The 23,530-nt window shown below is 60.1% G+C and carries 19 protein-coding genes; 14 read left to right on the forward strand and 5 right to left on the reverse strand.

The window, feature by feature from the left end; genetic code table 11:
• Nucleotides 1-136 precede the first annotated feature (136 nt).
• Nucleotides 137-691 (forward strand): glutathione peroxidase, encoded by a 555-nt coding sequence (locus tag ACTJJX_RS06150; RefSeq protein WP_003082631.1) that lies wholly within the window; start codon nt 137-139, stop codon nt 689-691.
• 58 nt (nt 692-749) lie between these two features.
• Here the strand turns inward: ACTJJX_RS06150 and ACTJJX_RS06155 are convergent, their stop codons facing one another.
• From ACTJJX_RS06155 to ACTJJX_RS06165, 3 genes are all read right to left on the reverse strand, one after another.
• Complete coding sequence (locus ACTJJX_RS06155) at nt 750-2,024, reverse strand: outer membrane protein transport protein (RefSeq protein WP_003082638.1); 1,275 nt, start codon at nt 2,022-2,024, stop codon at nt 750-752.
• Nucleotides 2,025-2,229: 205 nt separating this feature from the next.
• On the reverse strand, nt 2,230-2,709 hold the full coding sequence (locus ACTJJX_RS06160) for a hypothetical protein (RefSeq protein WP_003082640.1): 480 nt from the start codon (nt 2,707-2,709) through the stop codon (nt 2,230-2,232).
• A 221-nt stretch (nt 2,710-2,930) separates the two neighbouring features.
• The gene (locus ACTJJX_RS06165) at nt 2,931-3,524 is read right to left on the reverse strand and encodes a TetR family transcriptional regulator (RefSeq protein WP_003082643.1); all 594 of its coding nucleotides are present in this window, start codon (nt 3,522-3,524) and stop codon (nt 2,931-2,933) included.
• A gap of 111 nt (nt 3,525-3,635) precedes the next feature.
• Between ACTJJX_RS06165 and ACTJJX_RS06170 the strand changes: the two genes are divergently transcribed.
• Nucleotides 3,636-4,475 carry an alpha/beta hydrolase family protein gene (locus ACTJJX_RS06170; RefSeq protein ID WP_003116035.1) on the forward strand — a complete coding sequence of 280 codons (840 nt, stop codon included), beginning with the start codon at nt 3,636-3,638 and terminating at the stop codon, nt 4,473-4,475.
• A 24-nt stretch (nt 4,476-4,499) separates the two neighbouring features.
• On the opposite strand, the gene ACTJJX_RS06175 is transcribed toward ACTJJX_RS06170, so the two are convergent.
• Complete coding sequence (locus ACTJJX_RS06175; RefSeq protein WP_003109274.1) at nt 4,500-5,354, reverse strand: sulfurtransferase; 855 nt, start codon at nt 5,352-5,354, stop codon at nt 4,500-4,502.
• Between the two features lie 509 nt (nt 5,355-5,863).
• Between ACTJJX_RS06175 and ACTJJX_RS06180 the strand changes: the two genes are divergently transcribed.
• The 12 genes from ACTJJX_RS06180 to ACTJJX_RS06235 all read left to right on the forward strand — a co-directional run bounded on the left by ACTJJX_RS06180 (nt 5,864) and on the right by ACTJJX_RS06235 (nt 22,802).
• Complete coding sequence (locus tag ACTJJX_RS06180; RefSeq protein ID WP_019416290.1) at nt 5,864-6,355, forward strand: hypothetical protein; 492 nt, start codon at nt 5,864-5,866, stop codon at nt 6,353-6,355.
• Nucleotides 6,339-8,618 (forward strand): type II secretion system protein GspD, encoded by a 2,280-nt coding sequence (locus ACTJJX_RS06185; protein WP_003122975.1) that lies wholly within the window; start codon nt 6,339-6,341, stop codon nt 8,616-8,618. The genes ACTJJX_RS06180 and ACTJJX_RS06185 overlap by 17 nt, the downstream gene beginning before the upstream one ends.
• Before the next feature lie 518 nt (nt 8,619-9,136).
• Entirely contained in the window at nt 9,137-10,942 is a 1,806-nt protein-coding gene (locus ACTJJX_RS06190; RefSeq protein ID WP_010895559.1) for a hypothetical protein, read from the forward strand.
• Between the two features lie 147 nt (nt 10,943-11,089).
• On the forward strand, nt 11,090-12,103 hold the full coding sequence (galE, locus tag ACTJJX_RS06195; protein ID WP_016263724.1) for a UDP-glucose 4-epimerase GalE: 1,014 nt from the start codon (nt 11,090-11,092) through the stop codon (nt 12,101-12,103).
• A gap of 23 nt (nt 12,104-12,126) precedes the next feature.
• A complete protein-coding gene (locus ACTJJX_RS06200) occupies nt 12,127-13,251 on the forward strand; it encodes a glycosyltransferase family 4 protein (RefSeq protein WP_010895560.1) in 1,125 nt (374 codons plus the stop codon).
• 19 nt (nt 13,252-13,270) lie between these two features.
• Nucleotides 13,271-14,539: an ABC transporter ATP-binding protein gene (locus ACTJJX_RS06205; RefSeq protein ID WP_044485755.1), complete on the forward strand. Its 1,269-nt coding sequence runs from the start codon at nt 13,271-13,273 to the stop codon at nt 14,537-14,539.
• Between the two features lie 146 nt (nt 14,540-14,685).
• Nucleotides 14,686-16,242: a sulfotransferase gene (locus ACTJJX_RS06210; RefSeq protein WP_031630081.1), complete on the forward strand. Its 1,557-nt coding sequence runs from the start codon at nt 14,686-14,688 to the stop codon at nt 16,240-16,242.
• A gap of 16 nt (nt 16,243-16,258) precedes the next feature.
• On the forward strand, nt 16,259-16,987 hold the full coding sequence (locus tag ACTJJX_RS06215; RefSeq protein ID WP_016851847.1) for a glycosyltransferase family A protein: 729 nt from the start codon (nt 16,259-16,261) through the stop codon (nt 16,985-16,987).
• 96 nt (nt 16,988-17,083) lie between these two features.
• A complete protein-coding gene (locus ACTJJX_RS06220) occupies nt 17,084-18,568 on the forward strand; it encodes a glycosyltransferase family 4 protein (RefSeq protein ID WP_023082589.1) in 1,485 nt (494 codons plus the stop codon).
• Nucleotides 18,569-18,573: 5 nt separating this feature from the next.
• On the forward strand, nt 18,574-19,788 hold the full coding sequence (locus tag ACTJJX_RS06225; RefSeq protein ID WP_170869040.1) for a glycosyltransferase family 2 protein: 1,215 nt from the start codon (nt 18,574-18,576) through the stop codon (nt 19,786-19,788).
• Nucleotides 19,785-21,557 (forward strand): glycosyltransferase family 4 protein, encoded by a 1,773-nt coding sequence (locus ACTJJX_RS06230; protein ID WP_016851844.1) that lies wholly within the window; start codon nt 19,785-19,787, stop codon nt 21,555-21,557. Before ACTJJX_RS06225 ends, ACTJJX_RS06230 begins: the two co-directional genes overlap by 4 nt.
• The gene (locus ACTJJX_RS06235; RefSeq protein WP_016851843.1) at nt 21,558-22,802 is read left to right on the forward strand and encodes a sulfotransferase family protein; all 1,245 of its coding nucleotides are present in this window, start codon (nt 21,558-21,560) and stop codon (nt 22,800-22,802) included.
• A gap of 56 nt (nt 22,803-22,858) precedes the next feature.
• Here ACTJJX_RS06235 and cysC read toward each other — a convergent pair whose 3' ends face one another.
• Nucleotides 22,859-23,449, reverse strand: a complete 591-nt coding sequence (gene cysC, locus ACTJJX_RS06240; RefSeq protein WP_016851842.1) for an adenylyl-sulfate kinase — start codon at nt 23,447-23,449, stop codon at nt 22,859-22,861.
• Nucleotides 23,450-23,530 lie beyond the last annotated feature (81 nt).

The following is a 23,530-nucleotide window of genomic DNA, read 5'->3' on the forward strand; positions in this document are numbered from 1 at the left end:
GCTGCTGGGACTCGCCTGGTGGGGCTGGCAGCGTGGCGGACTGGCGCTGCTGGAACTGGGCATGGGCGCATGCTGATAGGTGGCGATAGGCGCGGGGAAGGGTAAGCTGGGACATTCGTCGCCAAGGAGCCATTCCATGAAACCTCGCGTGCTGTTGTCCGTCCTGGCGCTCGCCGGGCTGCCGCTGAGCGGCTGGGCCGCCGATTGCCCGGAACTGTTGCAGGGCCAGTTGACCAAGCTGCGTTCCAAGGAAAGCATCGATCTTTGCCAGCGTTACGCCGGCAAGCCGCTGGTGGTGGTCAACACTGCCAGCCACTGTGGCTTCACCCCGCAGTTCAAGGGGCTCGAGGCGCTCTACCAGCGTTACAAGGGGCAGGGCCTGGAAGTGCTCGGGGTACCTTCCGACGACTTCAAGCAGGAAGCCGCGGATACCGCCGAGACCGCGAAGATCTGCTATGGCAACTACGGCGTGACCTTCGCCATGACCCAGCCGCAGCACGTGCGCGGCGACGAGGCGATCCCGCTGTTCCGCCAGTTGGCCGAGCAGAGCGGCCAGGCGCCGCGCTGGAATTTCTACAAGTACGTGGTGGATCGCCAGGGCAGGGTGGTCGCGCAGTTCTCCAGCAAGACCACCCCGGACGATCCGCAGCTCCAGGCCGCCATCGAGAAGGCCATCGCCAGCCAGCCCTGAGGGGCGGCCAGGCATGAAAAAGCCGGGCATTGCCCGGCTTCTTCGTTGGCGCGTGCGATCAGAAACGATAGGTGACCTGGGCGGTCAGGCCATGCGCGCTGTTGTCGTACTTGGCGCTGTAGGCCGGCTGCAGGGCGCTGCCTTCCTGGTTGACGCCGGCGGTGGTTTCCCACAGGTAGGCGTAGGCCACGTCGACGGTCAGGTCCTGGTTCGGCGACCAGCCGGCACCGACGGTGAAGACCTTGCGGTCGCCCACCGGGATGCGTACGTTGCGGTCCTCGTTGGAGGTCGGCGACGGCTCGTAGGCAAAGCCGGTGCGCAGCACCCACTCCGGGGTGGCCTGGTAGGAGGTACCTACCGAGAAGGACCAGGTGTCGCGCCAGTTCAGGTCTTCGCCGATGGTGTTGAAGCCCAGGGCCTGGCCGAGCGCCGGTACGCCGCTGTTGCGCACCTCGATCTTCTCCAGGCGGCTCCAGCGGGTCCAGACGGCGCCCAGGTAGCCCGTCCACTTGTCGTCGAACTTGTGGGTGATGGAGGTATCCACCGATTCCGGCAGGGTGATGTCCAGCTTGGCATCGTACTTGCCGTTCAGGCCCAGGGCACCCGGAGCGTTCTTCACTTCGGTGTTGCCGCCCAGGTGGTACTTGACCTTGGAGTGGTAGGTCAGGCCCCAGGTGGTGTCGTCGGTCAGGTCGACCATCACGCCGACGTTGTAGCCGATGGCGGTGTCGTCGCCCTTGATGTTGATCTTGGTATCGCCGTTGCTGCCGAGCAGGCCATTGGTGGCCAGGGTGTTCTTCAACTGGCCGTCGATGCGGTTGAAGGTCGGACCGAAGCCGACGGAAACCTTGTCGTTGATCTTCCAGGCGATGGTCGGCTGCACGGTGATCACCTGCACCTTGCTATAGGAGCCGTGGGAGCTGCCCATGAAGCCGTTTTCGTAATCGTTGATGATGCCGTAGGGCACGTAGATGCCCAGGCCGAAAGTGAAATCTTCGTTGATCGGCGTGGAGAAGTAGCCGAACGGTACGGCGGCCAGCGGTACCGAGTCGCCCTTGTTGCTGCCCTGGGCGGTGCTGTGGGCCTGGCTGATGTCGTCCTTGGCCTTGACGATGGCCAGACCGCCGCTGACTTCGGTGCGTTTCAGCTTGGACAGGCCGGCCGGGTTGCCGTAGATGGTGCTGGCATCGAGCGCGGACGAGGCGCGGCCGGCGTAGGCGGTGCCGGCGCCGCTGGCGCTCTGTTCGTTGATGGCGATGCCGTTGGCGAGGGTGTAGGTGGAGACAGCGCTAATGGTCAGTGCGAGAGAGGTTTTAAACCATATTGTTTTCATTGTTGGAGCAACTCCTGTGTATAACGGCGCGCAAACTACCAAGATTCCCAGACCGGCGCCAGTGTTCCGAAGTTCCGCAGGGTGCGGAACAGAGCGGTTGGCTCCGGTGCCAGTGAAGCGAAGGTAGCACAACCGTTCGTGTCTGTATGTAAAAAATTTTCTGACCGGTTGGTCTGTTTCGGACGCGGGATTTTTCCATTCGCCGTCAGGCGACCTGGCTGAGGCTGCCGATGCAGCGTTGCCAGGCGTCGATGAACTCGTGCAGGCGACCGTGCGGCTGGAATACCTGGCGCCACACGCGAGCCTGGGCGAGGTGGTCGTGCTGGTCGGGCAGTGGCAGTCGCGCGGCTTCCACCAGCGACCAGGCGATGGCCGTGCTGTAGCGCAGGTTCACCGTCAGTTCCAGGTGCGGCGCGGCAAGGAAGGCATGCTGGCTGGCCAGGCCGCGGACCCGGCTGGCGCGCTCCGGGTCCAGCGCCAGGTACTGGTCCCAGAGCTGCTGGTGGCGTTCGCTGGCGATCCGGTACAGGCCGTGGCCACGGCGGTCGTCGAGGGCGCTCCCCAGCGCCGACTGGCAGGCCGCCGCGCCCAGCAGCAGCGCTTCGGCGGCGGGGCTGTGGCAGGACAGGTAGTCCAGGGTCGGGCGTATCACGTGCTGGCAAAGATCGTTGGCGGAAATACCCATGACGGCCTCGCGCAAGGTGGATCGGCGGGGCCGGGCAGTTTGGCAGCTTCTATTCCGATGGCCCCGCCGATAGCGGACTTAGCCGCTTGATTTGAAGTGTAGTGAAACAAGTCAGCTGTAAAGGACTGTTTTTAAATTGTTTCCAGCTTTAGAGAACAGCTGATATGCCCGCTGGAAATTAAACCGGCGCGTCCTTGCTTCGCTTGTGCTGGGCGGCATTCTCAGCCCCTGCGCAGGCTGTAGAGGAAGTCGCGGATGATGGCTTTCACTTCATTGGCCGCTTGCCGCTTGTTGCGTGCATCGCGAAGACTCATCGCGGCCTGGGTAAGGAAGCCGTAGAGCTGGCCGACCAGGGTCTCCCGGCGGTAGTCCTTGAGTTCGCCACTGGCCGCCAGTTCGTCCACCAGGCGCCCGACGTAGCGCAGCGTGTGGCGCGAGTCGATGCGTTTCCATCGCTCCCAGCCGACGACCGTGATCACCTCCTGCAGCGACAGTTGCCGCTTGCCGCGCGCCATCACGCTGTCGATGAAGGCCTCGGCCAGTGCGGCGGCCTCCGCCCACTTGTCGACATGCGCCGGCACCCTGTCCAGGTCCTCGGCGATCGTCCGTACCTGGCGTTCGTAGCATTCGGCGAGCAGTTCCTGCTTGCTGCCGAAGTGGTGGTAGAACGCGCCCTTGGTCACGCGCGCCTCGCGGGCGATGGCGTCGATGGAGACGCCGCCATAGCCATGTTCGATGAAGGCGGAGAGGGCGCTTTCCAGCAGCGCCTCGCGGGTCGCCTCGGCATTTTCCTGCTGCCTGCTCTTGACATTCATACTGCTGCCTTCTTACATACCGTCGGTATGTTCATGCTAGCACGCCTGGCGATCCGTCGAGCATTGCGTCCGTCCCGGCTGCTCGAACCCGCACGGCAAAGGAGGGAGCGAATGAGTACCGCAGTGGAGATCGCCTGCCGTGACGGTGTGCGCCTGGCCGGCGACCACTTCCCGGCCGTCGGCGATGCGCAGGGGAGCATCGTGGTGGCCTGCGCGCTCGGCGTCAGGCGCGCCTTCTACCAGCGCTTCGCCGTCCTGGCCGCGGCTTCCGGCTATGAGGTGCTGTTGTTCAGCTACCGCGGCAGCGAAGGCGACGACCCTGCCGTGGCTAGCTATCGCCTGGCCGACTGGGGACGCGAGGACATCGATGCGGCGCTGGCCTGGTGCCGAGCGCGCGCGCCGGAGCTACCGCGCTATTTCGTCGGCCACAGCATCGGCGCGCAGTTGCTCGGTCTGGCTGGTCAGGCCAGCGGATTGAGCGGCGCCGCGTTCGTCGCCGGTTCGTTTCCGTACTGGAGGCGCTGGCGAGGCAGGCAACGCTGGCAGATGTTCGGCCTGTTCTGCGTGGCGGTGCCGCTACTGACCGGACTGCTCCGACGCTTTCCCAGTCGTTTCTTCGGCCTCGGCAGCCTGGATATGCCGAGTCATTTCATGCGCGACTGGGCGCGCTGGGTGCGGCAGCCGGACTACCTCCTGGCACCGCGCTTCGGATTGCAGCGGCAGGGTTACGAGGCGCTGGACATCCCCGTCGCCAGCTTCCTGTTCGAGGACGACGACTACGTGCCGTGGGCTGCGGCGGAAAAGCTTCACCAGGTCTATGCCGCGGCGCACCTGGAGTTGCGTCGCAAGGGACGGGCCGAGGGGGCAGTCGGGCATTTCGGGCTGTTCCGCAACGAGGCGTTGCAGAAGGAGTTGCTCGACTACTTCAGGAAGCTGCCCGACGCGGCGTAAGCCGCGTCCGAGCGTATGGCGTCGTCAGTCGCCGGTGGCGACCGGGCGGCGCGGGTCGGTGATCCACTCGCTCCACGAGCCGGCGTAGAGGCGCGGAAGCGGGAAGCCGGCGAGGCTCAGGGCGAACAGGTTGTGGCAGGCGGTGACGCCGGAGCCGCAGTAGGCGACTAGCTCGTCCACCGGGCGACCGCGCAACAGGGCGGAGAACCGCTGGTGCAATTGTTCCGGCGGAAGGAAGCGGCCGTCGCTGCCAAGGTTGTCGGTGAAGGCGGCGCACTGGGCACCGGGAATGTGCCCGGCGACCGGATCTATGGGCTCGACTTCGCCACGGAAGCGCGGCTGCGCGCGAGCATCGAGCAGCGCCAGTCCGGGTTGGCCCAGTTGGGCCTGGAGGGTGGCGGCGTCGATCAGCAGCGAGGCATCGGGCTGGCCCTGGAAATCGCCGGGTCGAAGGCTGCTTTCGCCATTGGTCAGTGCCAGCCCCGCAGCCTTCCAGGCCGCCAGGCCGCCATCGAGGAGGTAGACCCCATCGCGCTTGCCCAGCCAATGCAACAGCCACCAGGCGCGGGCGGCGAATGCGCCGGGGCCGTCGTCGTAGAGCACCACCTGGCTATCCTGGCGCAGGCCCCAGGCTTGTAGCTTGAGCGCTAGCTCGGCGGGATCCGGCAGCGGATGGCGACCGGTCACGCCCTTGCGCACGGGAGCGGAAAGATCCCGTTCGAGGTCGGCGAAATGCGCGCCGGGAATGTGGTTCTCCTGATAGACGCGGGCACCGTAGGACGGGTCTTCGAGGGCGAAACGGCAGTCGAGGACCAGCAGGTCGGGTTCGCTGAGGCGGGCGGCCAGTTGTTGCGCGGTCAGCAGTTGGGCGGACGACATCGCGGACTCCTTGGGTCGGGAAGCAAAGCCGGTGGCGAATGGGTGGATCATGCCCCTTGGACCGCGTCGCGTCATCCCGGCGTCGCGCGGCGAGGCGGAGAAATGGCGAAAGGAAAGGGCTGGCTCCAGGCGAGGAAGATTCCTACTCGGTCATCAGCCTCGCCCGGCAGCGGGGGATTTGTCCAGACATGCAGAATCGGCTCGTTCCGAGATACCCGCTCCTGTGTTCTATCCCTCGGGACGCTTGTCCGATTGGCTTGGCCCGACGCTTGCGCCGGGCTTTTTTTCGCCTCTGTCCCGACCGCACCGCTTGCCTATCCATCCCGGGCCGCCTGCCGTAATGGTTGGGACCTTGCATGCCTGGCGATGGAGTCCTCGAAATGGTTGGGTTTTACGACTTGTAAGTTGGGAGTTTTCTTACTTCTAACTCAGGATTTTCAATTTTCTATAAATGCCACACTTCCCGCATCTTCAACTCATCGCTTTCCACCCTGCCATTTGCAAACCCAATGACGCCTCATGCCTTTGCTCGCTGGAATCTTCTGCTTCTCGTCGCTTCCATCTTTGCCGGACTTGTCTTTGCTCCGAGTGCCGATCTTTCCGCCTTGCCCACTCCTGAAGACCGGAAGTGGGTTCTGGCGGAAGTTCCGTCCGTTGCGGTTGATACGACGGTTGCCGGCAAGTTGGCTGGAATGTCGTGGTGGGGGAGAACCGTGGACGAGGAGCGCGAAGCTGAATCGAAGCGGGTTTCGGTGGGCGTGGATGGAGTGGCGCTAATCAAGGTCGATTGGCTGCTACGCGGCATTGTCCGCGATGAGGGCGGCATCTTCGCCCTTGTTGCCAAAAGCGCCGAGGGGCCTCTGCGGCGTTTTGCGGCGGGCGCCACTCTGCCTGGCGGCGAGCGTCTGGAGAGCATCACTGAACAAGGAATCCGCTTCTCGTTCTCGCAGGACGGGAACACCCAGGGTTTTGAAAGGAAACTGTATGCACCCTTGCCATAGGCCGAGCTTTGCCTTCTTGCGCCACCCGTTGTCCGTTGTCGTCTGTCTGGCCCTATTGGCAGGTTGCAGTACTTCCCCATTGCAGTTTCCCGAACCATTGCTCGCGAAGTCGGAAAAAGCCAAGGCAACCGAGGGCGTAGCCCTGGTGAGCGACGACGGAAAGAAAGCTCCGGCATCGTTGGCTGTTCCGAAGACGGAGTTCAGTGGCACGCCCACATCGCCTCGGTCGATCGTAGGCGGTGTAGTCGATCGAATGGACAAGGTGATCCTCGACGACAAGAAGGCTGACATCAGTCTGAACGTGGAGGACGTACAGCTTGCCGCATTCATCAACGAGGTATTCGGCAACATCCTCGGTTTGCCGTTTGAGATCGAAAGCGCTCTGAAGGAAAAGACTGATCGCGTGACCGTTCGTTTGGAACAGCCGCAGACTGCACAGATGGTTTACGAAGTCGCGCGCCAGGTGCTCGTCAACTACGGCGTGGAGATACTCCACCAAGGCGATATCTATCGCTTCCAGATCAAGCAGGTAGGGCTCAGCCCGGACGAGCCGCCCATTCTCATCAGTGGCGAAGCACGGCCTAGCGTGCCGATTGCCTATCGGCCGGTATTTCAATTCGTGGCGTTGCACAGCGTCGACCCCAAGGATGTGATTCCCTGGTTGAACAGCGCCTACGAAAAATCCGGCCTGAGCGTGATGGCCGATGGTGCGCGGAGTGGCTTGATGCTCAAGGGCATGTCTTCCATCGTCAACCAGGCCACCGAAGCCGTCCGCCTTCTCGATCAACCTTTCATGCGTGGACGTCACAGCCTGCGTATCGATCCGGCCTTCGTCAGTGCTGCCGACATGGCCAGTCAACTCAAGACCGTGATTGCGGCGCAAGGATACAGCGTCGGTATCGGCGAAGCGGTCGGCAGCATAATGCTGGTACCGCTGGAAAGTTCCAATGGCCTCATCGTCTTCGCCAACGATGGCCAACTTCTCGACTTGGTGCGCGAGTGGGCGCAGCAGGTCGACAGGGCTCCGATGGCGGTTGCCGCAGGTATCGGCGAGGAGAAGGAAGGACTGTTCTTCTACGAAGCTCGCAATACCCGTGTCACCGAACTGGCCAAGTCGTTGCGGGCATTGGTATCGGGGTTCGCCGGGGAGGGTGCCTACGGGATCACCTCCGGACTGCAAAGCAGCGCTTCCAAGCGATCTGGCGGTGGCAGGCGCGCCGGAGACGATGGTGCGGCACCGGCGGTGGCTCCCTTGCTGCAAGCCGCAGGTGCCGCCGCGTTGGTGGGGGGCGATGGTGCTAACGGTTTGCTCGGTGGCTTGGCGGCCGGTATCAGCGGCAGCGGCACCATAGTGGAGGACGAGAATCGAAACGCCATCTTGTTCCGAGGAGCGGCGCGTACCTGGCAGCAGATGCAGGGCTTGCTCCGGGAAATGGACAAGCCGGCCCGCCAGGTATTGATCGAGGTGACGGTGGCCAGCGTAAGTCTCAGCGACACCCAGGAGTTGGGCGTGGAGTGGGAGATGCTCAACGGCAGCTTCAATAGCGCGACCTCGACCGGAAGCAAGGGCAGCGCCGGGAAAGGAGGTTTCAACTACGTCATCAACACCGCCGGAGGCAATACCGCAGCCATCCAGGCAATGGCGGACAATCAACGAGTCCGGGTACTCGCCACTCCCCGTATCTTGGTCAAGAGCGGCGAGCAGGCCAACATCAATGTCGGTCGGGATATTCCTATCCCAACGGCCCAGGTCAATGACGACAGCACCACTGCTGGAAGCACCAACCTGCGCAATGAAATTGCCTACCGCTCTACCGGCACAATTCTGAATGTCGCCCCCGTAGTCTACTCGGATAGTCGGGTCGATCTTACGGTCAGCCAGGAGTTGAGCGACAGTGGCGGTTCTTCCGGCGGCGGTGGCAAGGCCAGTGGAGGAGGAATCAGCGCTCCGGAGATTTCCAGGACGTCGCTGGAAACATCGCTTACGTTGAAAAGCGGTGGGTCGGTGCTGATGGGGGGGCTGATTCGGGACAACATAACGGACTCCAACGCTGGCGTGCCTCTCCTGAAGGACATTCCCGGAATCGGTTTCCTCTTCGGACGCCAGAAAGCCGTGAAGACCCGTGAAGAAGTCATCATGTTGATCCAGCCTTACGTGCTGGAAAGTGATGCCGATGCCAGGGAAGTGACGGAAAAGCTGCGCGGCATGCTGAGCAAGACACTGGCCTGCTCCGATAGACCGGGCGCCTGCCGTATGGAATGAGGTCGGTCGCCTGCAACACTCATCTAGACGACTCTCGTCGTGATCCCCGATAGGCCTGGAACTTTCCGGGCCGTATCCATCCATAAAAATCTATTGCGAATCTTCTTTCTAAATGCTCAGAAGTAGCCTTTTACTTCTGGGTGTGACCCGGTTTTTAGAAGCGTTTATCCGTGATCACTTGGATATTCTTAAGAATTTTCTCTAATTTACGGTTTTTGTTTTTACCTTCTTCCGTAGGAAAATTCATTTATTAAATAGGAAGAGGTGAAAACGCACTTTTTGCTATTGCTGAGGTGCTTTGGCAATTATATAAAGCCATCCGTTGGTGCCTGTGTGGCCACTTCAGGTAGTGGCTGGGCGTCAATTCGATCGGTGTCACCGGAATGATTGGAAGTATTCATGGTGTCAGGCCTGTCGATGTGTTGGTTGATTACCGATACATGATCATTAGCGTGTCGTCCAAAGATGGACACTTGACTGGAATGCTCAATATAAACGCTTCAAGGAGTTATTTTCTCATGCTCAAAAGAACACTACTCAGCGCCGCTGTAGCTTCGGCACTGTTTGCTGGAGTCGCGAACGCTGCCGGAGTGGTTGCTATTGCCACAAGCCCCACTCTGGAGGCGAACTCGCCTGGTGCAACCGAGCAGTACGGGCCAGGACAGGCCAACTATGTCGTCGGCAAGAGTGTGGAAAATGGTGCCAACCTCGACAGCAAGGCGGCCAACATCACCCTGGCTCAGGAGATTTTCGGCAACAAGTCCGAAGAAACTACCTTTGACCTACCCAGCGTTACCTACACCATCGATCCAGTGAAGGCTGGAAATGCCGCTGCGGGCCACACCATCAAGCTGACCCTTGGTCGTACCGTCGTGCGCTTCGCCAAGGCCGTGACCGCCAACCAGATCAAGATCGGCGCCCTGGCTGCGGGTAGCGGCTTCGTCATCACCAGCGGCACTGGCGCCACCGACAACACGCTTGAGCTGCGCCTCGACCAGGCGGGTGCCGACATGATCAAGCAGACCGCGACCGGCGGCAACGTGGTGTTCTTCAACTTCCGCGAGCCGAGCAGCCAGGACAGCCAGCCTGCCAAGGTCACCAACATGCGCGCTCCGCTTCAGGGCGATGCCACCTTCGTGGCTGGATCCTGGAATCCGAAAGTGAGCCTGCAGAACGACCCGCTGAACGAATTGCGTTTCCAGGTCACGGTTTCCGCCCAGTTCGATACCACCACTGGCGCCGATGCCGGCAACCCTGCGAATAACGATTCTGCACCGCCCCTGACCATTTTCACTTCGCTGCCCGCGGTTTACTGGGACGTTCTCAACACCAACCAGTATGGGCAGAATCGCGTCCTGCATCCGTTGAACCTGAACAATCAGGATCGCTCCTTCGATACCACGGTGTCCGTCGGTGGCGATAACACCGATTATTATGGTGCCAACTATGCGCGTCTGGGCGCCGTACGGCTCGGCATCAATACGGATGTGCTCAACGAGGCGGGTCGAACCGTGTTTGGTTTCGCCGGTGGCGACAAGGTGACCAGCACCCTGTCGGGTAACTTCAACGGGATCAGCGACATCGGCCTGACCACCGGGAACTGCTCCGCCTTTGCCGCCAATCCGGGGTCTGCCGCCAAGCTCTGGAATTCTGCCGCCATCGAAGGTGTAGTGGATGCGCAGGGCAACGGTACTTTGCCGGTATCGTTCGACAACTCGAATATCAACCAGACCTACAACGTCTGCGTGAAGGCTTCCGGCACCGTGCCGATGCAGGCGCTGCAACGTTTCGACGTGGGTGATCTGAAGGTCGACTTCGAGAACGTACGCTATGTCGACCGTACCATTGCAGGCAACCGTCTCGACGAGTTCTGGAAGAACAGTTGCGTCGCCAGTCTGTTCAATCTGCCTGGCTCCAATGTTTCCGACCAGTTCTTCATTCGTCTGACCAACACCAGCGACGATGGTCGGGACGGCAAGGTGCGCGGGGTACTGTTCGACCAGAACGGTAAGCGTTATCCGGCGACTGGCAGCACCTACCTGACCGACTCGAGCGGGAAGACCGCCCTGAAAGCGCACGAAACCGGTGTGTACACCGTAACCGAAGTAGCCAAGGCCTTCGGTATCGACGGCACCAACTGGAACGGTGCCAACGGTCGCGCACGTCTGGTCCTGGAAGGCGAGTTCCCAACTTGCGAGGCGCTCGGCCTGATCCGCTCTGCCAATGGCACCATCACCAACATGACCTCCACCACCCAAGGCAACTTCAACGAAGATGGCTCGTCCACCTCGGAGAACCACAAGGCTGGTAACAACCGCAACTAAGTCGCTTTAGCTGCAGGCCAAAGGAGGCGATCTCCTCGATCGCCTCCTTTTCCACTGGGTAAGTAGAAAGAGAGTGCGTTACAGACGGGCTCGATGGGAGTTCTTACCCCTGAAAACCCAGCTCTGTACGTATCAAGGTGAGGCGAGATGCGCGTATTGGTCACAGGAGGTGCAGGATTCATTGGCTCTCATGTGTTGGTCGAACTCTTAGGCCAAGGCGCCAAGGTTGTGGTTCTGGATAATCTTGTCAACGGTTCTTCGGAATCTCTAAAGCGAGTGGAAAGAATAACCGGGCATCCGGTTGGCTTCGTACTGGGAGATATTAGAGACAGTCTTCTTGTTGAGCGCCTGCTGATCGATGAGAAGGTTGATGCGGTCATTCATCTGGCGGGGTTGAAAGCTGTTGGAGAAAGCGTTGATGACCCGCTGGAGTATTACGAGAGCAACGTTCAGGGAACTATTTCGCTGCTACGCGCCATGCAGAGGGTCGGGGTATTCAAGATTGTCTTCAGTTCTTCCGCAACGATCTATCAGATGCCTGGCACCTTGCCTATATCCGAGAGTTCGAAAGTGGGAGGCGTGGCCAGTCCCTATGGCCGGACAAAACTGACTGCCGAGCACATGCTCGATGACCTGGCTCGCTCCGATGCGCGTTGGTCCATCGCGGTGCTCAGATACTTCAACCCCATCGGTGCTCATGAAAGCGGCCTCATCGGTGAGGACCCATGCGGTACCCCAAACAATCTGCTGCCCTATATCGCCCAGGTTGCAGTCGGACGTTTGAGTCGGTTGACGGTACATGGCGGCGACTATCCGACTATCGACGGGACGGGAGTCCGGGACTACATCCATGTTTGCGACCTGGCAGCAGGACATACCAGGGCGCTCGAGTACCTGCGGCAGGGGCACGGCTACCACGTTTGGAATCTTGGGACGGGCACCGGCTATTCGGTCTTGCAGATCATCGAAGCTTTCGAGCGAGTCTCTGGCAGGCGCATTCCCTTTACGGTGTCCGGTCGCCGCCCAGGTGATGTGGCCGAGTGCTGGGCGGATGTTTCCAAGGCGGAGCGAGAGTTGGGCTGGAAGGCGGGGCTGGGCCTCGAATGCATGATTGCGGATGCCTGGCGCTGGCAGGTTTCCAATCCGAGTGGGTATTCATGAATCACGCCGCTGTTGTCGATGGGTTGCCTTTTAGCAACCTTGCGCTGATCTCCAATCAGGCTTTTTCAATCTACAATTTTCGTGGCGATTTCATTCGTGAGGTCGTACGTCGAGGAGCGAAGGTCTACGCTTTCGCTCCAGACTATGACGAGGTGACAAGCCGTCAAGTTTCGGAGCTTGGAGCAATTCCGGTTTCCTACAGCTTGAAACGTGCGGGCATGAATCCCTTTCAGGAGTTGCACGCGCTCCTGAGCCTGATCTGCAAGCTGCGGGCGCTGAAGATCGATGCCGTGTTCAGTTACTTTATAAAGCCCGTTATCTACGGTGGTATCGCGGCTTTTTTGACGGGCGTCAGATTACGCTATTCGATGATCGAAGGCGCTGGTTTCATCTATTCGGAAGAAGGCTATACCCATTTTCTACGGAAGCTGCTTAGGCATGTCGTGACCTGTTCGATCAGGTTGGTCCTTCGGTTCTCGTCTCGTGTATTTCTGCTCAATCAGGATGACTATGACCTGTTTGTGAGCCCTCGGCTGGCCAAGACGGGACGTGCCTTGATATTGCCGGGTATAGGCGTCGATCTTGATTATTTTGCCGCGAGTTCTCCCGTGTTGCGGCCTATTACTTTCGTGTTTGTCGCTCGTCTTCTCAAGGAGAAAGGTATCTATGATTTTGTGGAAGCCGCGAGAATCGTTAGAAAACGTAGTCCGCTCGCGCGTTTTCTGGTCTTGGGAGGCGTCGACAGTAATCCAGGAAAGGTTTCACGGGAGGAAATGAACCAGTGGGTAGCCGAAGGCTTGTTGGAGTGGCCTGGCCATGTGCATGACATCAAGGCATGGGTGGCCAATACGAGTGTATTCGTGCTGCCCTCCTATTATAGAGAAGGTGTGCCGAGAAGTAGTCAGGAGGCCATGTCCCTGGGGAAGCCTGTGATAACGACTGACTGGACGGGATGTCGTGAAACGGTACTGGATGGTTTCAATGGATTTCTGGTACCGATCAAGAGTCCGCAGAGTTTAGCCGCGGCAATGTTGAAGTTCATCGAGTCGCCTTCGCTCATCGCACGTATGGGAGAAGCCAGTAGATCGCTGGCGGAACAGCGCTATGACGTTTTCAGGATAAACAATACGATGCTTTCTGCGTTGTAGGGATCTGGCTGTGAGTTGTATGAAGGGTAATGCGCCGGTACTTGCGGCCGTAGATATAAGCAAGGGTTTTAGAGTCTACAGGGCTCCTCATCAAAGGATGTTGCAGGCCATCTGGGGTGAGAGAAAGAAATTTTATTCGGAATTCTGGGCTCTGCGGAATGTGAGTTTCCAGGTTTTTCCTGGGGAGGTTGTTGGAGTAATCGGCTGCAACGGCTCCGGGAAGTCCACCTTGCTGCAGATACTTGCGGGTACCTTGCGCCCTACGAGTGGACAGGTGGTTCGCCCAGAAAGGGTAGCGGCATTGTTGGAGCTGGGGGCCGGTTTCAACATGGAGTACACCGGCAGGGAAAACATAATCTTCAATGCCATGCTTCTTGGATTGGGCGAGCAGGAGATTTCTGAACGCCTCGACGAGATAATCCAGTTTGCCGATATCGGTGAGTTCATCGATCGTCCGGTTAGAACATATTCGAGCGGTATGTTCGTGCGTTTGGCTTTCTCCATTGCGGCATATGTCGATGCCGATGTGCTGATCGTGGACGAGGCCCTGGCGGTAGGTGACGCCGCGTTTCAGTTCAAATGCCTGAACCGGCTTGAAGAACTGCTGCTGAAAGGCATCACCATCCTGCTGGTCTCCCACGATATACAGTTGATCAAGAGTTATTGTAGTCGAGCGATCTATCTATCCAAAGGTAGAGTGATATTCGATGGCGACTGTGAAACAGCCACGGAACTCTATCTGCGGGACAGTATAGAGACACAGCGGGCGGAAGTCCGCTCAGGAAGCCTGATCGCTTCTGGCGAACACGGGAACTCGGGAATTGCATATGGAAATGGGCAGGGCAGGTTTCTATCCATCCGTATGGGTGTACTTGACGAAGCCCGGGATTACTTCGATTCGGGCGAACGTGTCTGGGTCGAGGTACTTGTGCAATTTGACCTACCCGTCCCGGAGCACCCAAAAATCACCCTGACTATCCGTGACCAGCGCGGTTACAACCTCTATGGCATAAACAATTTATTGCTGGGCAAGGCTCTGAATGTCGAGCCTGACGGGCGCTTGAGAACACGTATCAGCTTCGACTGCGACTTGCAGGCCGGCGAATACGCCTTGACGTTTCGTCTGGAGAACTCTTTGTCGGAGTCCGTTTGCGAACTCATGGATAAAAAGGTCAATGCGGCGATATTCAGGGTCTTCAATTCGCCCAAGTGCTTCGATGCAGTGGTGAATCTGCATGGAGCATTCGAGCCGGTTCCGTTCTGCTGCGAGACCCGGGCTACCCAATGAAGTCATCGTCTTTGACCATGGTATTCGTCGTCCACGCCGGCGAGCTGGAAATCAAGTCTGCCGTGTTGGCGGCTTCTCTACGCAAACGCTTTGGCTTTTCCATGGATATCATTGCCGCATGTCCATCGGGAAAGGCTGACTGGGGTGTGCCAAGCGATGCATCCCGGCGCTTATATGAGCGTTTGGGCATTCCTCTTTTGCCTATGGATAGTCCTTTCGGGCCAGAGTATCCAATAGGCAACAAGTTCGCGGCGTTGGCGCTGGGGCCGGCTGTTGGGCATACGTTGTTTCTCGACAGTGACATGATCTGTGTCGATGCATTCGAAGCTGACATGCTTTGTCGTTTCGATGCGGCACTCAAACCTGCCGATATGGCATTGGTGGCAAAACAGAACGATTACTGGGAACGCATATACGCCCATGCGGGATCGGCATTGCCTGGAGATCGGGTAGTGACCACTTGTTCCGGGGAAGCGATGCCTGCGTACTATAACGCTGGCTTTATCCTGGTACGTGATGCCAGGCGTTTCGCCGAAGTCTGGTACAGGCTCGCCGAACGCGTCCATGCGGATCCGCTGATCACCAACAAGATGCCCTGGCTGGACCAGCTGACGCTACCCGTCGCTCTGCACGCGTTGAACTACAAGACGAGAGCGCTCAGCGAACGGTTCAATTATCCGCTTCATATCAAGCCGCTATCCGCTGCGTCCCTACCACCCTTCTTCTGCCACTACCATTCTCTCGACACACTTGTCAGCGAGCGTTCGCTATGGGCCGAACTGGACGAACTGGCCAAGCGTTTCCCTGAGCTGCGCGAAGTGCTTGCGCTGGATGCCAACTGGAAGAAGGCGATCCTGGCTCCTGCACCTCGGCTGGCTTTTTCGGAAGGTGATTCCACCGGCACTGTCGAGGCCGGACAGGACCTGGTGATCACCGGGATTCCCCGGAGCGGAACCAGCCATCTATGCCGTCTGCTCTCCCAGCAGCCCGACACCGTGGTGCTCAATGAACCTCCTCAGGTATTCGAAGCGCTGAAACTCTCGCCTCTTCCTTGGGGACTGCCACGCTACTACGCAGAGTTACGTCGCGACATCCTGGCGGGCAGGCCCGTGCCGAACAAGCATGTGAATGGCCGCCTGGTCGACGACACTGCCAGGGGCAACGATCAGTCCAGCGACTATTTCGCTGAGGTGCGGGGGGCTTCGTTTCACCTGGGAACGAAGAACACGCTTGCCTATATCGCCCGGCTGCCCCTGATTCGCAAGGTCATGCCGACGGCGTTGCTGATCGCAACCATCCGTCATCCCTACGACAGCCTGAACTCCTGGGCGAACACCTTCGAGCACCTGCGCCAGGCTGCCGTCGAACGCCAGCCGTTCGGATGTCCCGATGACCTGGCCCTCACGGGATGGCAGCGCAAGGCACTACTGGCCATTGCCGATACCGACCACCTAGCTGTCCGGCGTGCTCTGTGGTGGCGTTACCTGGCACTGCAACTGGAGGACGCCGGGGATTACGTCCAGTTGTTGCGCTACGAGGATTTCGTCGAGGCGCCGCAAACGACCTTGGCCGCTCTGCGAAACAACCGCCCCTTGCCTTTCGACGAGCCTGCGGTGTGGAGCAAGGGGCTGGCGCCGGACGAGCAGGAGCTGGTTGCCAACATAGTCTGCGACGTTGCCGAGCGATTCCACTACGTCTTGTAGAACCGGGAGAACCCTTATGCCGGATATCAGTTTAATCATGAATTTCCATGCGGAAGACGTGCTGGCGCATTGGAGCCTGCTGGGTTTTCAACGCATGCGTGAATTTGCGTCGCACCATGGGGTTTCCGTGCAGTTGGTGGCGGTGCTCGACCGCGCCTCGCAAACGACTCGGCGAATCGTCAGGCAGCATCCGATCCTGCGCGAGGGCGACAAGGTCCTTCAGGTCGAGCATGGTGATCTCGGGCTTTCCCGGAACGCCGGGATCGATAGCGCGGATGCGTCCACGGTGGGGGTGTTGGATGGCGACGACTACTGCTCGGCGAACTGGTTGGTCGAAGCCCTGCAGGTGGTATCCGAGAAGGGCAATGGCGTCGTGGTCCATCCCGAGTACACGGTGAGCCATGGAGCCTGCCATTTGCTGGGGCGTTCGGTAGATCAACTGAGCGAAGACTATCCCGTGGAAAGTTGCTTCAAGCATCACCCATGGGTTTCCGTTGCCGTAGCCGAGAAAGCCGTATTCCAGGAGTTTCCATACCTGGAGACCCGAGTCGGGAAATCCGGCTTCGGTTATGAAGATTGGCATTGGAATCTCGAGGTGATTGCGTCCGGTCGGAAGCACACCCTGGCTAGCGGCACCTGCCTGTTCTATCGCCGCAAGGAAGCATCGATGCTGGCCGCCATGGGCGCGCTGAACGCAGTGGTTCGCCCCGGACGATTCTTCGATGGACGGTGTTTCGATCACTAGCCGGCTTCTCCGGGGCCGGGGAGGCACATGCCTGCCGCGGCAGCCCCGCATCGATGAGCCGAGCATCCAGCACTTCTACCAAGTGGAACTTTCCTGATGAGCCTGAACGGCAGACTGAAAGCTCGTGCGGCCAGCTTCGCTCGCACAGCCTATCCACCTATTCTTGGATCGTTGCGGCGGGTGCTCTCCGAGCGCCAACTACAACGCTTCATACTGGTCTGCGACCGTTTGAAGGGCTGGTTGCTCAAGGAGGCAGTCGTCGTACCGTCACCCTCTCCGATGGCGCTGCCGCCATGGATAGTCGACGAAATGAAGGCGTTGGCCCGGATCGAGCCTGCCCTGTATCCCTCGGCGGCGAAGCTGCGCGTTTTCACTTCCTGGAAGGCCCCGATAGATAACGGACCGGCGCAACTGTACCGGGGATGTCTGGCGGACTTCATCGAATATGCGCCGGATATGGTCTTCCTCGTCCCGCATTTGCAGCGTGGTGGCGCTGACCTGGGAATCCTGCATCATGTGCGGTTATGCGCCGAGATGGGCGTGAAGGTGACGGTAGTGGTCACGCGGGATGTGGTGTCTCCCTGGCTCAACCGGCTTCCGGCGGAGGTTCGGGTGGTGGAGTTCGGACGCCTGGGCAATCTGCTCGGCGAGGAGGACCGGCGCCTGGTACTGCTGCGCCTTTTGCTGCAATGTCCTGCCAGGAGTATCCACATCATCAACTCGCAACTGGCCTGGGAACTGCTCGAGCGGCATGGCAAGACGTTGACGTTCGAGGGTAAGCGGATTTACGCCAGCGTCTTTTGCGACGACCTGGACGGCAATGCGGTTCGCTGCGGCTATGCCAGCGAGTTCCTCCCACGGTCCTGGATGCACCTGGCGGGCCTGCTTTCGGATAACCGGACCTTCCTCCAACAGATTCACGAGCGGGACGGCATTCCGCCGGAGCTCATGCATGGGCTCTACTTTCCCGCCAGCGACCATGCAGAGGCGATTCCGACCGCAGGCTCGACGATTCTTTGGGCCAGCCGTATCTCGCCGCAGAAAAGGCCGGACCTGCTCTACGAGATTGCCCTGGCGCTTCCCGAATACCTGTTCGAAGTCCACGGCGAGGTCGATCCTGCTTGCAGGGGAGAAACCCAGAGGAAGCTGCGACGCCTGCCGAATGTCAGGCTTCATGGGCGTTACGACTCCTTCCAGGCCCTGGCTCGGCAGGGGCGATATGCGATGTTGCTGTATACCTCTCGCTATGACGGCTTGCCGAACATCCTGCTCGAAGCCACTGCTGCAGGGCTGCCCATAGTCGCCCCCGACGTCGGGGGTATCGCTGAGTTCCTGAATACCGAAACGGGCTATCTGGTCGGCGCTGACGCCGATGCCGGCGAGTTCGCAAGGGCAATCAGGAGTGCGCTGGGCAATCCCGGGGAGACGGCGAGACGGGTGAAACGCGCCCGCGAGTTGCTGACGCGACGTCATGGCTGGGCCGCATTCAGGGACGCGACCAGGAACATACCCGGCTACCTGCCTGGGGGCGTGCGGCCGGAACAAGAGGTCTCCATGGAAACCGAACCGGTGTCCGGGTGAAGGGCGTGAGATCGGCCCATTTTCTGCAGCGCCTGATATTTTCCCTACCGCCTGCTTTTCGTTCGTGGCTGGGAGAGAAGGGAAGGCACCTGGTCCATCTTGTCCTCGATATCGGTTCGGCCTCGGCGCTCCGGCAGGATTCCGGGCACGCCACTCAGTGGGATCCGCAGAAGCCCCTGCTGAGCGTGGTCATTCCCTGCTTCAACCATGGGAGGTATTTGAGGCGCGCGCTTGATAGCCTGGCTCGGCAGAGCTTCCAGGACTTCGAGATCATTCTGGTCGACGATGGTTCTGATGACCCTTCGACCCTGGGCCTCCTCGAGGCTCTCCAGGAGCCCGGCATGACGATCCTGCGCCAGCCCAATCGTGGGCCATCCGCCGCGCGGAATGCCGGTGTGGCGCGGGCGAGGGGGCGTTATATCTGCTGCCTGGATGCGGATGACTGGCTGGCGTCCACCTATTTGGAAAAGTGCCTGGTCTTGCTGGAGGGAAACTCTGGCGTCCGCCTGGCGTACAGCTGGGTCCAGGTGGTGGGAGAGGAGCATCGGCTGCATCGTTCCGCCGGCTTTCATCCCGGACTGTTGCGTTACTTCAATCCGTTCTGTGTCTCCGCGATCTTTCATCGCGATGACTGGCTGGCGGTAGGCGGTTTCGACGAAGCCAGGGAGGCACAGTTCGAGGATTGGGATTTCTGGATCGCCCTGGTCGGATGTGGGGTGCGAGGCAGGCTGATCAGGGAACCCCTGTTGTTCTATCACCGCCAGGTCGGCTCCAGACTTGAGACCGGCAAACGTCATGCCTTGAGTTCTTACAAGCGCATGCGGACTCGCCATCCTCGCTTCTATCGAGGGAGTCCATTTCTTCGAGCGCAGCGGCAAGGCTATTACGACTGCTGGGCATATCCTCCTCTGCTCAACCTCTCCCGCGCCGACCAATACAACGCCGTCCTATCCGATGCGGTAGCCGTGGTGGCCGACGCGCCGCTCACCGAGGACTGGAACGCATGGCGTCGACAATTCGATGAGCTGCCAGCGTCCTCGACGGTTTTCGTCATTGCCGGTGGGTGCCGGAAGCTCCCGGGCTGGCTGCTGGAGAGGGCGAGCGCCATCTACTGGCTGGACGACCTGCTGCACGAGCGGCAATGGTCGGCTTTCATCGATAACTTCAGGCGGACCCGCGGAATCTCCAAGGTGTTTTCCGTGGGCAGGACGGCGTGGTGAAGGTTCTTTCGCGAGGTCCCGTCGCCGATGCCGTGCCGTTACTGTCCATCCTCACGGCCTGCGATTGCAGCGTGGAGGAGTTCGAACGAATCGCCGCATTTCTCGAGACGCAGACGCTGAAACGCTGGTGCTGGATTCATTGCCCAGGAGTGGACAGTGACTGTCTTCCGGTAGAGGGGATGGCGGTACTGTACTTGCCGCGAGCACCGGCAGCCCTGAGGGCGACTGCTCTGGAAGAGGCGATCTGGTTCCTGCTGTCCCTACCGACCCTGCCGTGGGTCGAACTCCGCGAAGATGCGCGACGCGGCGATCTCTTCGTCAGTCGCAGGTCGTTGCCCGAGGGCCGTATTGGCGCAAGGCTGAACGGGCGCAGGCAGCCTTGCTCGTCGGCCATGCTGGCGCCGGGGAGCTTGCCTAAGGCCCCGGGAAAGCGCTTGTTACTGCTGGCGCCCTGGCTTGAGCCAGGCGGAGCGGATCGTTGCAATCTGGATCTGCTTCGAGCCTTGGCCCGGGAGGGCTGGATGCTGACGGTGGTCGCCAGCCTGGCGGCCGAGCATCGGTGGCGGGATCGTTTTACCGCGCTCACTGCGGATGTCTGGGTGCTTCCGGACTTTCTGTCTGCCGAGAAAGCTTGCGGCTTCCTTGCTTATCTGGTGGACAGTCGACAACCCGACCTGATGCTGCTTTCCAACTCTGCATTCGCCTATGACGTGCTGGGGTACGTCCGGACCCGCTACCCGGGCCTGCCCGTGGTCGACCTCAATCATATGGAGGAGGGCTGGGACGATGGCGGCCATCCGGGTAGAGCCGCTCGATGCACTGCCTTGCTGGACAGGCACTGGGTCGTATCCGGGCACCTGCGCCACTGGCTGCTCGACCGTGGCGTCGAGGCGAGCAAGGTCGAGGTGTTGCACTGGTTCGCCGATGTGGACTCGTGGAAACCCGACAGCCTGACGCGCGCGAAGGTCCGGGCGCGCCTGGGAATAGCTCCGCAGTGCGGAGTGATCGCCTATGCGGGGCGGCTCTGCGCGCAGAAACGACCGGAGCTGTTTGCCGCCAGCCTTGGCGAGTTGGCGCGCCGTGGTAGTGATTTCGTCGCGTTGGTACTGGGCGATGGCGAGCTGGCAGGGGAGCTGCGGAACGACCTCCGGCGCCATGGCTTGGCCGGGCGGGTACGGATGCTGGGCTGGCAGGACGAGGCTGCGTTGCGCGAGTTGTTCCAGGCCTCCGATATATTTTTCCTGCCATCGGCCGGCGAAGGTATCGCACTGGTTCTCTACGAGGCGATGGCGTGCGGAATGGCCATAGTCGCAGCCGATGTCGGCGGTCACGCAGAACTGGTCTCTGCCCACTGCGGCTTCCTTGTTCCGCGGCGCGATGCCGAACGAGAGGCCAGGGATTACGCCGCTAGGCTCGAGAGCCTCATGCGCGAACCGGAAATGCTGAGGCGGATGGGGCAGAACTCCGCACGCCGCATCCGCGAAGCATTCACCTTGTCTCTTTTCGAGCGGCGTTTGCGGGAGTTGCTGGAACGCGTGCCGGTTTCGACTCCATGCGGCGTTTGCACGGATAGTCCGGTGCCTGCCCTGGGGGCGGCCAGGCTGTCCATGCAATGGGCTTCCTACCGACTGGCAAACGGATTGCGCTGCCGGCTGGATATCCAGAAGCACGGCCGTTTTTCAAGATTCCTGGAGCGATGCGCGAAGGGGGTGTTCTTCTTGCGCACATTCGGGGCGAAGGCGCTTTGGCAAAAGATCAGGAAGCACTGAATGAATAGGGAGGTTTCATCCATGAAGCCCAGGGTGGTGGTGATTCTCGGCATGCATCGCTCCGGTACGAGCGTACTTTCCGCCGGACTCGAGGCGCTCGGGGTCGAGTTTGGCGAGAATCTGATCCCACCCAGGCCGGACAACCCCAAGGGATACTGGGAAGATGCCCGCCTGGTGGCTTTCAATGACAGAGTCCTGTCCCTGTGCGGGTTTTCGTCGGGCGACGTCGGGTTGTCCAGTCGCCGGGTGTTGGGCGTCGAGCGATTCGAAGAGATAGTCCAGCAGGCCATGGCGCTTTTGACTGAGCTACTGGCAGGCAAGGCGCTGCTGGGTATCAAGGATCCGCGTATGCCGCGTCTGATGCCGATCTGGCAAGCCGCGTTCGATGCATTGGGGCTATGGGTCGACTATGTCATTGCGGCTCGCCATCCTCTTAGCGTCGCGGAGTCTCTTGCTGCCCGTGACCACTTGAGTCGGGAAAAGAGCCTGATGCTCTGGTACGAACATTCCTGTCGCTCGATGCAGTGGGCGCTCCACAAGGGGGCCGTGGTGGTCGACTACGATCGATTGCTGGCTCTGCCGCGACAGGAACTGGGCCGTATTGGCCATCGACTTTCCTTGCCGGTGGACGAGTCGGCTTGCGCCCGCTTCGTCGGTGATGTCCTGGATGTCGAATTGCGTCACTCATCCCATGATGCGAGCGCGTTGGCTGCCGCAGCGGGAAGCTTTCAGGCGCTGCTCGAGGTGCACGAGGCACTGCAGCAGCTTGCCGTGGACCGGTTCGACATCGAAGGGTGGAAGGGCCTGGAGCGGGAATTCAGCAGAGCGATGCCGTTGCTGGAGTACGTGGGGGAACTGGACAGGCAACTCTGGCAATCGGCTTCGTCCCACAACGAGAGCATGACGCGGTTCAGCGAGCAGGTGGCTGACCTGGCCATGAGCTGTACCGCACAGAGGCAACTGAACGATGGACTGAGAGATCGCTTGCTTGAGGCCGGTGCTCGGATCGAACAGAACGAACGAGCCATGCGGGAACTTTCTCGGCGATTGTCGGCGTGTCGCGAAGAGCTTGCTTCCGCTCAGCGCAATCTCGCCGAAACGGACAACTTGCTACGGCGCACGCAGGTAGATCGCGATGATACTCACGCCCGTTTGTTGGCTATATTGGACAGTCGCTTCTGGCGTTTCACGAAACCCTTGCGAAACCTGTCCCGTCTGTTCGGCAGCGAGACAGGGTGTCCCTGAGCGCAAGCTGGAAGTGGTGCGGCGGACGGTTCGTGCCTCCAGGCCTAATCATCTTGTCAGGCTGGCTGGTTCGTCTCCAGGTAGGAAATGATTCGCTTCACCGCCAGGTTGGGGTCTTCTGAAAGTGTATCGATCGTTATGTCCGGCTGTGCGGGCGTTTCGTAGATCGAGTCGATCCCGGTGAAGTTTTCGATCTTGCCCGAGCGTGCTTTCCTGTACAGGCTTTTGGGATCTCTTCTCTCGCATTCCGAGAGCGGCGTGTCGACAAAGACCTCGATGAAATGCTCGATGCCGATAAGTTCCCGAGAGAGGCGCCTGTCTCGCGAAAATGGCGAGATGGTTGCCACGATCACGATAAGGCCGGCTTCCAGCAGGATCTTTGCCACTTCCGCGATTCTTCGAATGTTCTCGGTGCGATCTTCGTCGCTGTAGCCAAGGTTTCGGCACAGGCCAAGGCGGAGATCGTCGCCGTCCAGGAGAAACGTATGTTTCTTCTGTTCGAAAAGCGCTAGTTCCAGCGCATTCGCAATAGTGGATTTTCCAGCACCACTCAACCCGGTCAGCCAGATGACCGCTGGGCGTTGGTGCTTGAGCGCACTGCGTGTCTCGTTATCGATCGATCGTTTTCCATGTTCACGAGGGTTCATCGCTGTTTCTGCCTGGAGGATTGGTTAACTGCATGGGAAGGGGGCCTCCCGAAGTTGGACTTGGATTCCGTTGGGGGCCGG

Origin of the sequence: Pseudomonas sp. 22490, from assembly GCF_052044465.1 — a bacterium.
In the GTDB taxonomy this organism is placed as follows: domain Bacteria; phylum Pseudomonadota; class Gammaproteobacteria; order Pseudomonadales; family Pseudomonadaceae; genus Pseudomonas; species Pseudomonas aeruginosa.

Excerpts from the sequence above, each read along its gene's own strand:
- galE (WP_016263724.1), top strand. The coding sequence starts at position 11,090 with ATGCGCGTATTGGTCACAGGAGGTGCAGGATTCATTGGCTCTCATGTG.
- ACTJJX_RS06235 (WP_016851843.1), top strand. The coding sequence starts at position 21,558 with ATGAATAGGGAGGTTTCATCCATGAAGCCCAGGGTGGTGGTGATTCTC.
- ACTJJX_RS06160 (WP_003082640.1), bottom strand. The coding sequence starts at position 2,709 with ATGGGTATTTCCGCCAACGATCTTTGCCAGCACGTGATACGCCCGACC.
- ACTJJX_RS06150 (WP_003082631.1), top strand. The coding sequence starts at position 137 with ATGAAACCTCGCGTGCTGTTGTCCGTCCTGGCGCTCGCCGGGCTGCCG.
- cysC (WP_016851842.1), bottom strand. The coding sequence starts at position 23,449 with ATGAACCCTCGTGAACATGGAAAACGATCGATCGATAACGAGACACGC.
- ACTJJX_RS06175 (WP_003109274.1), bottom strand. The coding sequence starts at position 5,354 with ATGTCGTCCGCCCAACTGCTGACCGCGCAACAACTGGCCGCCCGCCTC.
- ACTJJX_RS06180 (WP_019416290.1), top strand. The coding sequence starts at position 5,864 with ATGACGCCTCATGCCTTTGCTCGCTGGAATCTTCTGCTTCTCGTCGCT.
- ACTJJX_RS06205 (WP_044485755.1), top strand. The coding sequence starts at position 13,271 with ATGAAGGGTAATGCGCCGGTACTTGCGGCCGTAGATATAAGCAAGGGT.
- ACTJJX_RS06165 (WP_003082643.1), bottom strand. The coding sequence starts at position 3,524 with ATGAATGTCAAGAGCAGGCAGCAGGAAAATGCCGAGGCGACCCGCGAG.
- ACTJJX_RS06220 (WP_023082589.1), top strand. The coding sequence starts at position 17,084 with ATGAGCCTGAACGGCAGACTGAAAGCTCGTGCGGCCAGCTTCGCTCGC.
- ACTJJX_RS06190 (WP_010895559.1), top strand. The coding sequence starts at position 9,137 with ATGCTCAAAAGAACACTACTCAGCGCCGCTGTAGCTTCGGCACTGTTT.
- ACTJJX_RS06155 (WP_003082638.1), bottom strand. The coding sequence starts at position 2,024 with ATGAAAACAATATGGTTTAAAACCTCTCTCGCACTGACCATTAGCGCT.
- ACTJJX_RS06215 (WP_016851847.1), top strand. The coding sequence starts at position 16,259 with ATGCCGGATATCAGTTTAATCATGAATTTCCATGCGGAAGACGTGCTG.
- ACTJJX_RS06170 (WP_003116035.1), top strand. The coding sequence starts at position 3,636 with ATGAGTACCGCAGTGGAGATCGCCTGCCGTGACGGTGTGCGCCTGGCC.
- ACTJJX_RS06185 (WP_003122975.1), top strand. The coding sequence starts at position 6,339 with ATGCACCCTTGCCATAGGCCGAGCTTTGCCTTCTTGCGCCACCCGTTG.